Annotated in this window: 12 protein-coding genes; 4 read left to right on the top strand and 8 right to left on the bottom strand. The window is 68.9% G+C overall.

Annotated features, from left to right (window positions below):
• The 3 genes from KBI44_15900 to cls form a co-directional block, all read right to left on the bottom strand.
• On the bottom strand, positions 1-296 hold a 296-nt coding region (locus KBI44_15900), incomplete at its 3' end, for an ATP-binding cassette domain-containing protein (GenBank protein ID MBP9145962.1).
• Positions 293-697 carry a GntR family transcriptional regulator gene (locus KBI44_15895; protein ID MBP9145961.1) on the bottom strand — a complete coding sequence of 135 codons (405 nt, stop codon included), beginning with the start codon at positions 695-697 and terminating at the stop codon, positions 293-295. The genes KBI44_15895 and KBI44_15900, both read right to left, overlap by 4 nt.
• A 76-nt stretch (positions 698-773) precedes the next feature.
• Positions 774-2,177, bottom strand: a complete 1,404-nt coding sequence (cls, locus tag KBI44_15890; protein MBP9145960.1) for a cardiolipin synthase — start codon at positions 2,175-2,177, stop codon at positions 774-776.
• A gap of 72 nt (positions 2,178-2,249) precedes the next feature.
• Between cls and KBI44_15885 the strand changes: the two genes are divergently transcribed.
• From KBI44_15885 to KBI44_15875, 3 genes are all read left to right on the top strand, one after another.
• Positions 2,250-4,493 (top strand): bifunctional salicylyl-CoA 5-hydroxylase/oxidoreductase, encoded by a 2,244-nt coding sequence (locus tag KBI44_15885; protein ID MBP9145959.1) that lies wholly within the window; start codon positions 2,250-2,252, stop codon positions 4,491-4,493.
• A gap of 28 nt (positions 4,494-4,521) precedes the next feature.
• Complete coding sequence (locus KBI44_15880; protein MBP9145958.1) at positions 4,522-4,938, top strand: acyl-CoA thioesterase; 417 nt, start codon at positions 4,522-4,524, stop codon at positions 4,936-4,938.
• 71 nt (positions 4,939-5,009) lie between these two features.
• The gene (locus tag KBI44_15875; protein ID MBP9145957.1) at positions 5,010-5,837 is read left to right on the top strand and encodes a DMT family transporter; all 828 of its coding nucleotides are present in this window, start codon (positions 5,010-5,012) and stop codon (positions 5,835-5,837) included.
• Between the two features lie 43 nt (positions 5,838-5,880).
• Here the strand turns inward: KBI44_15875 and KBI44_15870 are convergent, their stop codons facing one another.
• Both KBI44_15870 and KBI44_15865 read right to left on the bottom strand, forming a co-directional pair.
• On the bottom strand, positions 5,881-7,632 hold the full coding sequence (locus tag KBI44_15870; GenBank protein ID MBP9145956.1) for a hypothetical protein: 1,752 nt from the start codon (positions 7,630-7,632) through the stop codon (positions 5,881-5,883).
• The gene (locus KBI44_15865) at positions 7,629-9,209 is read right to left on the bottom strand and encodes a benzoate-CoA ligase family protein (GenBank protein MBP9145955.1); all 1,581 of its coding nucleotides are present in this window, start codon (positions 9,207-9,209) and stop codon (positions 7,629-7,631) included. Before KBI44_15865 ends, KBI44_15870 begins: the two co-directional genes overlap by 4 nt.
• Before the next feature lie 36 nt (positions 9,210-9,245).
• On the opposite strand from KBI44_15865, the gene KBI44_15860 reads away from it, so the two are divergent.
• Positions 9,246-9,860: an inorganic pyrophosphatase gene (locus tag KBI44_15860; GenBank protein ID MBP9145954.1), complete on the top strand. Its 615-nt coding sequence runs from the start codon at positions 9,246-9,248 to the stop codon at positions 9,858-9,860.
• A gap of 297 nt (positions 9,861-10,157) precedes the next feature.
• Here KBI44_15860 and KBI44_15855 read toward each other — a convergent pair whose 3' ends face one another.
• The 3 genes from KBI44_15855 to KBI44_15845 all read right to left on the bottom strand — a co-directional run bounded on the left by KBI44_15855 (position 10,158) and on the right by KBI44_15845 (position 13,111).
• Positions 10,158-11,066 carry a DinB family protein gene (locus KBI44_15855; protein ID MBP9145953.1) on the bottom strand — a complete coding sequence of 303 codons (909 nt, stop codon included), beginning with the start codon at positions 11,064-11,066 and terminating at the stop codon, positions 10,158-10,160.
• A 275-nt stretch (positions 11,067-11,341) separates the two neighbouring features.
• Entirely contained in the window at positions 11,342-12,118 is a 777-nt protein-coding gene (locus tag KBI44_15850; GenBank protein MBP9145952.1) for an enoyl-CoA hydratase/isomerase family protein, read from the bottom strand.
• Positions 12,119-12,136: 18 nt separating this feature from the next.
• Positions 12,137-13,111, bottom strand: a complete 975-nt coding sequence (locus KBI44_15845) for a hypothetical protein (GenBank protein MBP9145951.1) — start codon at positions 13,109-13,111, stop codon at positions 12,137-12,139.
• Position 13,112: the final 1 nt, after the last annotated feature.

Genomic DNA, 13,112 nt, shown 5'->3' with positions numbered 1-13,112 from the left:
ACGAACTGTCCGAGGGCGTCGACCTTCATCGCCGGCGGCGCATCGGGCGTTTCCGGGGTGGCGGCGATTCGGCCCATCAGGCGATGACGCGCCTTCCAGGGGTCGAGGCCGTCGAGCTCGAGGACGCCGCCATCGGGACGCCGGTGGCCGAGCAGCGCTTTCACCAGTGAGCTCTTGCCCGAGCCGTTCCTGCCCAGCAGGGCGTAGACCGAGCCCGCCGGGACATGCAGGTCGAGCCGGTCGAGGGCGGTCGTGCGACCGTAGCGCAGCGTGACGTCGCGAATCAGGATCTTCACGATTTCTTCTCCTGGGACTCGAGCGCGAGGAAGGCTTCGAAGAGAGCGACCGCCGCCGGCTTGGCATCGAAGCCCAGACCGGAGGCAGTGATGGCGAAGCGGGAGGCGGCGTCGGCGAGACGGGCCTGGCGCTCGGCCGCGGTGGGAAGCGGGGGGTTCTGGGCGACGTAGGTGCCTTCGCCCCGACGCATCTCGAGGACTCCGGCCTCGCCGAGGCGCTGGAAGACCTTGGCGACCGTGTTGGGGTTGACCCGCAGGTCGCGCGCCAGGTCGCGCACCGAAGGAATCGGTTCGCCTGGCACCAACGTCGCGGATGTGACCAGTTGCAGGAGACCCTCTTCGATCTGGCGTCCGATCGGTCGCGGGTCCGAAGTGTCAATCGTCAGAGGCAGATGCAACATGTGTACTAGTGTACTCATACACTAGTATCAAATGTCAACTTTCGTCCTGGCCCGGACTCCAGGATGAGCGCTCCCGTCAGAGCAGGGCGCTGAAGAGCCGCGCGCCGACTTCGCCCAGGACGCGAAGGCGGCTGCGAGAGGCGAGGTCGCTCGGCAGGATTTCGTGGGCCATTTCGAGATCCTCCTCGAACTCTTCCGCCAGGTCGTCGGCCGCCTCCTCGCCGTAGACCGCGGCGACAATCTCGAAGTTCAGGCGAAAGCTCCGATTGTCGACGTTCGCGCTGCCGACCACCGCAAGCTCACGGTCGACCAGCATCGTCTTGGCGTGCAGCATCGCCGGGCCGTACTCGAACACCCGCGCGCCGCAGGCGAGCCAGTCGTCGTAGTAGGAGCGCACCGCCGCCGTGACCAGGCGGTGGTCGCCGCGGACCGGCACCAGCAGCCGAACGTCGACACCCCGGTGCGCTGCCGAGCGGAGGGCCAGGAGCGTGGCTTCGTCAGGGACGAGGTAGGGACTCGAGATCCAGATGCGTTCGTCGGCGCCGGCGATGGCGGTGAAGAAGAACTCGTGGATGGGGAAGACCGCGCGATCGGGCCCCCCACGGACGATCTGCAGCCAGTGGTCGCCGCGCGGTTGGCCGGGAAGGTATTCGGGCTCGATCGCCAAGGGGGATGGAGTCGAGAACTGCCAGTTCTCGAGGAACGAACGCTGCAGCCAGCGCACGGCCTCCCCTTCCATCCGCAGCTGCGAATCGCGCCAGGGAGAGTCGCCCCCGACGCCGCTCGTCTGCTCGTCGCAGACGTTCATGCCGCCCAGGTAGCCGACCTCGCCGTCGACCACGACGATCTTTCTGTGGGAGCGGAAGTTCAACAGGCGAAGTCGCAGGCCGAAGCGCGGCGGATTGAATCGCGCATAGTGCCCGCCTGCCGCGACCAGCGCGCTGAAGAAGGCGGCATTCACGCCAGCGCCGACGCTGTCCACGAGCACCCGGACTTCGATGCCGGCTCGCGCACGCTCGGTCAGCAGGTCGCGAATCCGCCGTCCTGTACAGTCGTCGCTCCAGATGTAGAACTCGAGGTGGACATGGTGCCGGGCGGCGGCGATGTCCTCTTCGATCGCAGCGAAAGCCGCGGCGCCAGAACGGAAGTGGGTGAGCGAGGTCGCCGAAGAGAGCGGAGCTTCGTCGAGGCGCGCCGCGAGCCGCACCTGGCGCGCGACGTCCGGCGGTATGTCGGGATGCCTCTCGACCGATCCGAGCGCGGCAGCGACGCTTTCGCTGAGGCCCTGGTAGCGCAACCTCTGGCGCCGCAACCGGCGCGGACCCACGAGCAGGTAGACCGGCAGGCCGACGAGGGGCAGAAAGGCGAGGACGACGATCCAGGCCAGGGTCGAGGCGGGAGCACGGCGATCCGTCGCCACCCAGATCCCAACCCCTACGATCCAGAAGAGCTCGCCGAGCCAGACGATCCACCATTGCATCGCCTGAGCAGCCTAGACCAGTCTGCGGCAGGATGGGCGTTCCGGATTCACGACCCCACGTAGAATCCCGGAATGCGCATCGTGGCGATCGGCGGCGGACCGGCGGGACTCTACTTCGGCATCCTGATGAAGAAGGCGTTTCCGGAGGTCGAAATCGAGATCCTCGAGCGCAACCGGCCGGACGACACGTTCGGGTTCGGCGTCGTCTTCTCCGACGAGACGCTGTCGTTCTTCGATGACGCCGACGCCGACTCCGCCTCCCGGATCCGCGACCGGTTCCGCACCTGGACGGAGATCGAGACGCGGTTTCGCGGCGAGACGATCGTCTCGACAGGACACGGTTTCGCCGCCATCGCGCGCACCGAGCTCCTCGCCATCCTGCGGCAGCGTGCCCAGACGCTCGGCTGCACGATCCGCTTCGAGCGCGAGCTCGCGGCCGGAGCGGAACTGCCAGCGGCCGACCTCGTGATCGGCTGCGACGGCGTGAACAGCGCCGTGCGCGAGCGCTTCGCCGGCGACTTCGAGGCGACGATCGACCTGCGGCCGAACCGCTTCTCGTGGCTGGGAACCGACTTCGGCTTGCCGGCCTTCACCTTCATCTTCGAGGAGACGGAGCACGGGCTCTTTCAGGCCCACGCCTATCCGTTCGCCGCCGGACGCAGCACCTTCATCGTCGAATGCAGCGAGGCGGCCTGGCAGGGCGCCGGCCTCGACCGCGCGAGCGAAGCGGCGACCGTCGAGTTCTGCGAGCGCCTCTTCGCTCGCCATCTCGACGGGCACCGCCTGCTCGCCAATCGCTCCGTCTGGCGGCAGTTCCCGACCGTGCGCTGTGGCCGCTGGCACCGCGGCAACGTCGTCCTTCTGGGCGACGCCGCGCACACGGCGCACTACTCGATCGGCTCCGGGACCAAACTCGCGATGGAGGACTCGATCGCGCTCGTCGCGTCCTTCCAGGCTCTCGGCACGGCAGACGTCCCGGCGGTGCTCGCCGCCTACGAGGAGGCGCGCCGGATCGACGTCGCGAAGCTCCAGCGCGCTGCCCAGACCAGTCTCGAGTGGTTCGAGAACTCGAGCCGCTATCTCGCCCAGGAGCCGGTGCCGTTCGTCTTCAATCTGATGACGCGCTCGAAGCGCATCACCTACGACAACCTGAAGGCGCGCGACCCGAAGCTGGTGGCTCGCGTCGATCGGGCATTCGACCCGGCAGCGGGCTCTGCCGCCCCGCGGCCGCCGGCGTTCGTGCCGTTCCCGGCGCGAGGGGTGGAGCTCGCGAACCGCATCGTCGTCTCGCCGATGTGCCAGTACTCGGCAGAGGACGGCACGGTGAACGATTGGCATCTCGTTCATTTAGGCAGCCGCGCCGTGGGTGGCGCCGGCCTGGTGATCGCCGAGATGACCAACGTCGAGGCGGAGGGGCGGATCTCGCCCGGCTGCGCCGGTCTCTACCGCGACGAGCATCGCGCGGCATGGAAACGGATCGTCGACTTCACTCACCGCCACTCGGCGGCGAAGATCGGCATCCAGCTCGCGCACGCCGGCCGCAAGGCCTCGATGCACCTTCCCTGGGAGGGCGCGGACCTGCCGCTCACCGCCGCCGAGGGGGCCTGGTCGACGCTCGGGCCCTCGGCCGAACCGTTCCGCCCCGGCGCACCGGTGCCCAAGGCGATGGACCGCGCCGACATGGACCGGATCCGGACCGCCTTCGTGCGCGCGGCCCGGTGGTCCGCGGAAGCCGGCTTCGATTGGCTCGAGCTGCACATGGCGCACGGCTATCTGTTGTCGAGCTTCCTGTCGCCGCTCTCGAACTCGCGCCGTGACGACTATGGCGGCGCACTCGAGAACCGGATGCGCTACCCGCTGGAGGTCTTCAGCGCCGTGCGCGAGGCCTGGCCGGCGGAGCTGCCGATGTCGGTCCGCATCTCGGCGACCGACTGGATGCCGGACGGCTCCGGTTTCACCCCCGATGACGCGGTCGCGGTGGCGCGCGAGCTCAAGCGCCTCGGCTGCGACCTCATCGACGTCTCCTCGGCGGGCAATTCGCCCGCCTCGAAACCCGACTACGGGCGGATGTACCAGGTTCCGTTCGCGGAGAAGATCCGCTATGAAGCCGGTATTCCGGTGATGGCGGTGGGCGCCATCCTCGACGTCGACCATGCGAATACGGTGCTCGCGGCCGGGCGCGCCGATCTCGCCGTGATGGCGCGGCCGCACCTCGCCGATCCTTACCTCACGCTGCACGCGGCGACGCGCTACGGCGTCGATCTCGCCTGGCCGCCGCAGTACCTGGCGGGCAAGCCGAAGCCGGCGGCCGGGTAGCCGGCGCCGTCGGGCTAGACTTCGGCGCATGGCCTTCCGCACACCGTTGCACGTCCGTTGGGGGGATCTCGACCCGGCCGGGATCGTCTATTACCCGCGCTTCATGCACTTCTGCCACGTCGCGATGGAGGAGTTCTTTCGCGACGGCATCGGCATCGACTATCCGAAGCTGCTGCGGGAGCACCGCATCGGCTTCCCGGTGGTGCACCTCGAGACCGAGTATCACCGGCCGCTGCGCTACGGCGATGACACCGAGATCGAGGTCTCGATTCCGCGCGTCGGCGGGAGCTCGGTCTCCTGGCGCTATCGCTTCCTCCACCGCGACATCGAGCGGCCCGCCGCGGAGAGCCGGATCGTCACCGTCTGTGTCGCCATGGACTCCTTCCAGAAGACCGCGGTGCCCGACTGGCTCGCGGACCTCTTCCGCTCTCCGATCGCGCGCTGAGCACCACCGGCCCAACGCCTCCCGTCGCTGCGGCGCCGCGGAGTCCGCTCGTCTACACGGCGCTCTCTGCGGTGAGCTTCGCTCTCATGGCGGTGGCCGCGAAGCTCGTATCGAAGACGATCTCGGGTGGAGAGGTGGCCTTCATCCGCTTCGCGCTCATGCTTCTGCCCCTGCTCCTGGTGCCCCGGCTGGCCCGCCGGGCGCTCGCCTACGACCGCCTCGATCTGCTCGTCTATCGCGGGGTATTCGGAGGCTCCGCCGTCCTGCTCTATTTCCTCGCCATTGCCCATGTCCCGGTCGGCACGGCGACGCTGCTCAACTACTCGTCGCCGATCTTCAGCGTGCTGTTCGCGGCGCTCTTCCTGGGCGAGGGCGTGCGGCGTTGGGTGCTGCTGCCGGCTGCGGTTGCCTTCCTCGGCGTGGCTCTGGTCACCGGCGGTCTCGCGGACGGCGGCCTGTTCGCGCGCTTCGGACGTTGGGAAGCGGCCGGGCTGGCCTCGGCGGTACTCTCCGGTGCAGCGGTGGCGGCGATCCGCGCCGCTCGCCGGACCGAGAGCTCGTGGGCGATCTACGGCAGCTTCACCCTCTTCGGCCTGCTGACGACGGCGCCGCTGGGAATCCTCCACTGGCGCACCCCGAATGCCCGCGAATGGCTGCTCCTCGCCGCGGTCGGAGCGACGTCGATCGCCGCCCAGCTCCTCATGACCTACGCCTACCGCTGGGTCACCAACGTCCAGTCGGGGGCGATGGCGCAGTTGACCGTGCTCATCGCCTTCGCCCTCGGAGCGCTCTTTCTCGACGAACCGTTCGGCTGGAATCAGGCGCTGGGCTCCTTGCTGACCCTCGCCGGGATCATCGGCGTGGTCCGGGTCCAATCCACGCCGCGCGCGATCGAATAGGTGCCGTCCCCGGGGACTCCCGGGCGAGCCGCGTTCGGCGCCCTCAGGCGCCTTCGCAGTCGCGCGCCAGTCTCGCGAGGGCGCGGGGCAGCTTCGGGTGAGCATCGAAGCGCTGCACGAACTCCGACTCCCTGGCCCCTCCCTTGGCGCGGACGACGGCAGCCAGCGCTGACCGCTCGGCAGGGCTCCAGCGCTCGAGGCCGGGGAGCAGGAGGAGGACCGGCGCCCAGCGGTGGAAGGCGGCGCGCTCTCCGGCGCTCCAGCCCGCGAGACTGCGCAGGCCCAGCCGCGCGCGCGCTTCGGCCGCACAAGCCTCGTCGCCGCGATCGCCGGGTCCGTCCGCCGCAGCGAATCGGCGGGCGAGAAGATCGGTGGCTGCGACGCCGACCCAGGGCAGCGGCACTTCGCCGATGACATCGCGGCGTTCCTTGCCGAGATGGAGAAAGAGGTTCTCCCGCGAGAGGGCGGCCAGCGTCGAGCGCGTCGAGCGGCTCGCCGGGTCCCGGCGCTGGCGCGCGAGCTCGCGCTGCATGAGCGCGACGGCCCTGGGCGCCCGCGGCCGGAATCCGAGCTTCTGGTAGAACCACCAGGCGCCGGAGTCGAGCGCTTCGTCATTGCCGTCGCCCAGCTGGTACGGGAAGATGGTGAAGGCGGAGGCAGAGAAGACCAACTGGACGGTCGCCAGCACCCGGGCATAGACCTGGGCGGCCGCGATGCCGCGAAACGCCTCGAAGACGTTGAACGCGATCTCCGCCGAGCCGAAGAGAGCGCTGTTCAGAACGTAACCGGCCGGCACGCCGTTCTTGAGCGTCAGGAAGGCGTAGACCGCCTCGAGCAGCAGGCGGCGCTCCGGACGGACACCGATGACCGCGAACTGCAGGCCGTCCTCCCAGGTCACCAGCCGCACGTCCTCGGCGCTGCCGTAGGCGAAGGCGTCGAGATCGCGACCGCGGGTGACCATGGCATCGCGCGCCAGCTCGAGCGCCTGCTCGGCGCGACGGCCGGAGAGCTCTTCGACCGCCAGCGGGCGCAGTCCGCCACGCCGCAGCGCCTTCACGAGGTCCGGGCGTCCCCGCAGGAGCGGAGCGGAATGGAAGTGAGCCGGCGCTCCGCGGAGCCGCTCGCGGGTGCGGGCAGGCGTCGTCGCGGAGGGTGTGAGCCGGTAGAACAGGCCGAGGTCGTCGACGACGCGCTCGAAGAGCTGCGGGTCGGGAATCGCTGTCCGCAGGCGCTGGAGGAAGAACGCCCCGTCGGCCTGCGGTGGCGATGGCTGGACGGCTTCCCGGCCCCGCATCCGGTCGAGCCACTCGCCCGGCGACCAGGCGATCTCGTCGAGCCCGGGAGCCTCCGCCGGGTGCGCGACGAACGGCAGCCAGCGCTCGAGTCTCTCGGGTTCGGAAATCGAGTCCCAGTCGATCGCGAGGTGAGCTGGGAATCGGCCGGCGAGGCGCCAGGCGGTCTCGGCGAAGAACGGGAAGTGGATCGTCGTCCCGGCGATCCCGCTGTCGGCGAGCCGGGCACGGAACGCGCGGAAGTCGGAGCGCCGTTCGAAGCCCTCGAGCATGCGCTCCACGTGAGCAAGAAGTGCTGCATCATCGGGGTAGGCCCGCAGAAAGAGCAGCAGATCGTGGAGTTGCCCGACCGCCCGTGCCGAACCGAGCCGGGCGCGCTCGAGTCGAGTGAGCAGCGCGCGCTTGCGCGCCGGCCAGTCCGATCCGAACTCGGCCCGGATCCGGAGGAGCTCGGCGAGGCATGAAGCCGTGGACTGCGCTGCGACTTTGCGTCGTGCGGTCATCGGTTCGCCCCTTCGGTGGACGGCGGGCGCTTGAGGGCGCCGCGATCGATCTTGCCCAGGTGGGTCCGGGGAAGCTCTTCGACGAGATGGACGATTCGTGGCGCCTTGAAGGGCAGGAGCTCCCGCGCCACGAAATCCGAGAGCTCCTGCGCGAGACCGGGAGCGGCCCGTCTGGGGATCACCCAGGCGTGCGGCTTGAGCAGGCCGTTCCCGTCGACGATTCCGACCACGGCACATTCGGCGACCTGCGGGTGGCGGAGCAGCGTGCCCTCGACCTCGGCGGGGGAGAACCACCTGCCGGCGACCTTGAAGACGTCATCGCCGCGCCCCTGATAGGTGAAGAAGCCATCCGCGTCGCGCGACACGAGGTCGCCGGGGACGACCCACTCGCCGCGAAACGTGTCCTGGGTCTTGTCCAGCTCGCGAAAGTAGCCCCAGGCTCGCGCTCCGCCGCGCACCCAGAGCGGCCCGATCTCGCCGTCGGCGAGATCCTGGCCGGCGTCGTCCTTCACCCGCACCTCGAAGCCGGGTACCGCCTCTCCGAGCGTCCCCGGCCGGACACGGCCGGGCCGGTGCGAGATGAAGATGTGCCACTGCTCGGCCGTACCGAGACCGTCGAGGAGCTCGACGCCGAAAGTCTCGTCCCAGCGCTCGCGCAGCGTCACTGCGAGGGCTTCGCCAGCGGAGGTCGCGAGTCTCAGGCACGCGAGGTTCTGCGCTCCTGCTCCGGGGTGACTCACCATCTGCTGGATCATCGTCGGGACGGTGACGAGCACGGACGGGCGGTGGCGCGCGATCGCCGCGAAGACGCTCTCGGCGGTCGCCTTCTCCGGAAACAGGCAGGCGGAGGCGCCGACGGAGAAGGGGAAGAACAGGTTCGATCCCAGCGCATAGCCGAAAAAGAGCTTCGGGACGGAGAGCGTGGTGTCGCTTGCGGTGAGGCCCAAAATCCGCTGTCCATAGGCCTGTGTGGTGAAGGCGTACGAGCGGTGGCTCTGCACGACCGCTTTCGGGCGTCCGGTGGTGCCGCCGGAGAAGAGCATCACCGCCGGATCGTCGCGGTGAGTCCGGACCGTGGGAAAGTCGTCGGCGACGGTGCGGGAGAGCTCTTCGAACGCCGGGCAGCCGGGGGCGCGGTCGCCGACCGTGAGGAGCTGCGTCCGTTCCTGGCTCATTCCGAGCGCCTCGGCCCAGGTGTGCGCCAGCCGGCCGTCGATGACCGAGAAACGCGGCCGGAGGTAGTCGACGAGCGCAGCGATCGCATCGGCGTGGAGCTCGGGATTGAGCATCACCACGACTCCGCCGGCGCGCAGCGCGCCGAACAGGGCGCCGACGAAATCCGGCCCGTCGGGCAGCATGAGGAAGACGCGCTCCTCGGCGCGCAAACCCAGGCCCGCAAGGACATTCGCGTAGCGCCGCGAAAGTGCGGCGACCGCGTCGTAAGTGAGGTCACGATCCGCGAGCCGCAGCGCGACTTCGCCGCCCCTGCCCTCGCGCAACCTCTCGTCGAGCAGCCAGTCCGCCAGATTGAACCGTTCGGGGATCTCGATCGCGGCCGGGGGCGAAGGATCTCTCATCTGCGAAGTCTAGCTAGGGCGAGTAGGATTCGCACGATGGCCACGAACCTGCGCTTCCGTGAATTCCGCCCGCACCCCTGGCACGGCCTCCCGGTCGGCCCCGATCCGCCGCGGATCGTGACCGCCTATATCGAGATCGGGCCGCTCGACACCGTGAAGTACGAGATCGACAAGGTCTCGGGCTACCTGAAGGTGGACCGGCCCCAGCGCGGAGCGGCCCAGCCGCCGACGCTCTACGGTTTCATCCCGCGCACCTACTGCGGGTCGCGGATGGCGGCGCTGTCGCCCGCCGCCGAGCGCGGCGACGGCGATCCGCTCGATATCTGCGTGGTGAGCGAGAGGACGGTCACCCGGGCCGACATCCTGCTGGACGCGCGGGTCGTCGGAGGCTTGAGAATGATCGACCGCGGCGAGGCCGACGACAAGATCATCGCCGTGCTCAAGAACGATCTCTACTGGGGGGATGTCGAGGACTTGGACGGCCTGCCGCCCAAGATGGTCGAGCGGCTGGCGCACTATTTCACGACCTACAAGCAGATGCCCGGCGAGACCAACGTGGTCAGCGTTGCCGCGACCTACGGTCGCGAGCACGCCGAGCAGGTCGTTCTCGCGTCGATGGCCGACTACATCGCCGCGTTCGGGAGCCACTAGATACAGCGGTCTTTTCGACCTATTCTGGCTGCGGGGCGCGTGCTCGGGGTCCTGTCCGGCCCGCTTCCCGGCGGTTCCGGGGACACATAGCGGCTTCGGCGCCCGTCGGCTGCCTGAGCCCTCGAGCGGCCGCAATGTGTCCCCAACTTTCGCCCGAGAGAAAAGAAGCTTGCGAGAAGCGCTTGCCAGGGGCGCTCTGGCGCTCGGGATCCAAAGTGGGCGACCACGCCTCAAATAGGAGCCCGCTTTGGATCCCGAGTGCCGGAGCGCCCCATCACACTCGCAGCGCTGAGCGCTCTACTTCTTCTGCAGTTGCTCGAGCGCTTCGCGGATCTGGGCGTTGTGGCGCAGGTTGTGGCCGCCGAGCAGCACCAGCATCTGGTGACCGGTCATCTTGCCCGCCGGCCCGTCGGCGACGTGCTTCTTGACCGGGGCGGTGGTGCGGCGGACGAACTCGGCCGTGACGGCGCGCGCTCCGGCGTACTTGGCGAGCGCGTCGGCGCGGGACATGCCGCCCTTGGGCTGAATCGGCTCCGGCGCCTGGAACTTCTTGCTGCGATCCTGCAGCATGGTCATGAAGTTCTCCGTCGACATGCCGCCCTCGACGAGCGCCCAATTGGGGCTCGCGGGCGCGGCGAGCGCCTGCTGCAGCATTCCGAACAGGAGTCCTTCCGCCGCGCCCAGGTGCTCGACGACCTCGGCGACCGACCAGCGGTCGGGCGCCGGCTTCTTCGCCCAGAGCTCTTCGGGGGTGCTCGCCACGAGCTCCTCGAGCTCGCGCTGGCCGCGCTCGAGGAGCGCCAGGATCTCGGCGCGCTCGGCAGCGGAGAGCACGCCCGAGGGCGCCGCCTCCTTGAGCTCGGTGACGGTTACCTGGATCGTCCCCTTGCCGACGTTCTTGGCGCTGTGAGCCTGCGCGGGCAGGAAGAAGGTCTCGCCCGGCTTGGCATCGATGACGTTCTTGGTGCCGTCGGCGAGGGTGATCTCGAGGCTGCCGCCCCGGACGACGTAGACCGCGTGATCGGGATGCGAGTGCATGGCGATCTCGGCGCCCTTCTTGAAGGTCACCTCGAAGACCCGGACGCGCTCGTTGTCGAGCGTCTGCTTGTAAATCGTCGGCCCGACGGTGGCGGGTTCCTGGGCGATGGCGGCGAGGGGGAGGGCGGCGAGCAGAGTCAATGCAGCGGCTGCGACACGGGTGCGCATGGCAGGCTCCTTTTGGACAGCGGAACGGTTGGTTTGCCGGATCTTACTCCGGGGCGAGGCGGGAGCAAGCGTGCGCTCGGGGTCCTGTTCGGCCCGCCTGGGTACGCCGGGGACACGTATCCGCCCTGGGGCGTGAACGGGTCCGTCCACACACTCGCTCGGGGCGGCTACATGTCCCCAGCTGCGGGTCCAGCCACCCCTCGTCGGTAGAGCTGAGAAACAAGCTTCTTGCCCTGCCTCACCGCGACCACCGAAGAACCGCGCGGCAGAGCGCGCTACTTGCCTGTCCAGGCCGCCGGGCGCTTGTCGAGGAAGGCGGCGACGCCCTCTTCCTTGTCCTTCGAGGAGAAGCAGAGGCAGAAGAGGTCGCGTTCGTAGGTGATGCCGTCCTCGATGGCGAGCTTCTCGGAGGCGCGCAGCGCCTCCTTGGCGACCTTGAGGGTCAGCGGGCTCTTGCTCGCGATCTTCTGGGCGAGCTCGAGCGTCTTCGCTCGCAGCTCTTCGGCCGGGAAGACGAGATCGACGAGACCGATCTCCTTCGCTTCCGCCGCCGGGATCATGTCGCCGCCGAGGATCATGCGCATTGCGTGGCCCATGCCGACGAGGCGCGGCAGGCGCTGGGTGCCGCCGCCGCCGGGGATGAGGCCGAGATTGATCTCCGGCTGGCCGAAGCGGGCCTTGTCGGAGGCGATCCGCATGTCGCACGACATCGAGAGCTCGCAGCCGCCGCCGAGGCAGAAGCCGTTGATCATGGCGATCACCGGCTTCGGAAACGAGGCCATGACGTCGAAGATGCGCGGGCTGCGCATCGCGAAGCGCTGGTCGAAGGGCGATCGGCCGGCGAACTCGCCGATGTCGGCGCCGGCGATGAACGACTTCTCGCCCGCTCCCGTGATAACGACGGCGCCGACGCCATCGTCGGTCTCGACCTCCGCCAGGGCGGCGAGGAGCTCGACCCGAACCTCTTCGTTCAAGGCGTTGAGCTTGTCGGGGCGGTTGATGGTGAGGATGGCGACGCGGCCTTCACGAGTGGAAAGTACGGTCTGGGACATGATTCTCCTCGCAGGTTCTCAATGGGCTATCGGCTTCGCTGATGCCGCCGGTAGCGCCGGTTCCAGTGTGATGTCGGCCTTCTCTTCGGTCGAGATGGTGACCGCCAGCTCATCCGAGACTTCCAGGCGGTTGCGCACCCGCCGTACGCTCTGGTCCTTCCAGACGAGCAGCGTCGCCGGATCGACGAGGCGACTGGCGCTGCCCGAGATCGTGAGGCCTTTGGCCAGCCTGCCGGGATTGCTGGGCGCGAAGGCGGTGGCCACCTTGGGCTGCAGCCGCACGGCGCCGGGCACGTCGGTCTTGGCGTCGGCGACGTAGGCGAGATGCAGGCGCAGCCTTCTGCCGTTCGCTGTTTCTTCCCACGGCCCGAGCCGGAGGAGCGTCTGGTGCTGGATCCAGCCTTCGTCGGTCGGCCAGGCGGAGTCGAAAAAGTAGTCGCGTCCGAGCTCCAGAGTCTGCCCGGAGAGGGCCTCGGTCGCCTCGAACCAGTTGGCTCGGAGGCGATCTTCGATCCGGTTCTCACGCAGGCGCTTCTCGAGGGCGGTGCGCTCTTCGCCCTGGAGCGTCGGCAGCAGCCGTTCGGTGAGCTTTCGCAGGCCGTTGATCTTCGTCAGCACACCGTCCGGCCTTACGACGTTGACGGTCTCGGCGCCGGTCATCGCGGCGACCATCGCCGCGTCGCTCGGCTTGCCGTCCCGCGCCGCAGCGGCGCGCTGGATCTGGAAGAGGAGGAAAGAGCTGCCGGCCTCCTGCGAGATGCGAAGGCTGACCTCCGAGGCGAGAGTGATCCGCTGCTGAATGCCTCCCAGACGGGCGGTCTCGACGTAGATCTCCCGTTGGACGAAAGCGGCGGCGGGAGGTGCGAAAGTGAAGGAGACCCTCCCCTCCGACTCTTCGGCTGAGAGCGCGCCCGCGAGCAGCGTGCCCGCGGCGAGAAGTGGCAAGAAACGTCGGCGGAAGAGGCCGGAAGTCTCCGTCCTGGGCCGTCTCATC

The organism is Thermoanaerobaculia bacterium (assembly GCA_018057705.1).
Classification (GTDB): domain Bacteria; phylum Acidobacteriota; class Thermoanaerobaculia; order Multivoradales; family JAGPDF01; genus JAGPDF01.
Note: the sequence above shows the minus strand (reverse complement) of the source record. Positions and strands in the feature narration are given on the sequence as shown.

What these genes read in the sequence shown, in the direction of transcription:
- KBI44_15895 (MBP9145961.1), bottom strand. Translation starts at nt 697, where the DNA reads ATGTTGCATCTGCCTCTGACGATTGACACTTCGGACCCGCGACCGATC.
- cls (MBP9145960.1), bottom strand. Translation starts at nt 2,177, where the DNA reads ATGCAATGGTGGATCGTCTGGCTCGGCGAGCTCTTCTGGATCGTAGGG.
- KBI44_15885 (MBP9145959.1), top strand. Translation starts at nt 2,250, where the DNA reads ATGCGCATCGTGGCGATCGGCGGCGGACCGGCGGGACTCTACTTCGGC.
- KBI44_15880 (MBP9145958.1), top strand. Translation starts at nt 4,522, where the DNA reads ATGGCCTTCCGCACACCGTTGCACGTCCGTTGGGGGGATCTCGACCCG.
- KBI44_15870 (MBP9145956.1), bottom strand. Translation starts at nt 7,632, where the DNA reads ATGACCGCACGACGCAAAGTCGCAGCGCAGTCCACGGCTTCATGCCTC.
- KBI44_15865 (MBP9145955.1), bottom strand. Translation starts at nt 9,209, where the DNA reads ATGAGAGATCCTTCGCCCCCGGCCGCGATCGAGATCCCCGAACGGTTC.
- KBI44_15860 (MBP9145954.1), top strand. Translation starts at nt 9,246, where the DNA reads ATGGCCACGAACCTGCGCTTCCGTGAATTCCGCCCGCACCCCTGGCAC.
- KBI44_15855 (MBP9145953.1), bottom strand. Translation starts at nt 11,066, where the DNA reads ATGCGCACCCGTGTCGCAGCCGCTGCATTGACTCTGCTCGCCGCCCTC.
- KBI44_15850 (MBP9145952.1), bottom strand. Translation starts at nt 12,118, where the DNA reads ATGTCCCAGACCGTACTTTCCACTCGTGAAGGCCGCGTCGCCATCCTC.
- KBI44_15845 (MBP9145951.1), bottom strand. Translation starts at nt 13,111, where the DNA reads ATGAGACGGCCCAGGACGGAGACTTCCGGCCTCTTCCGCCGACGTTTC.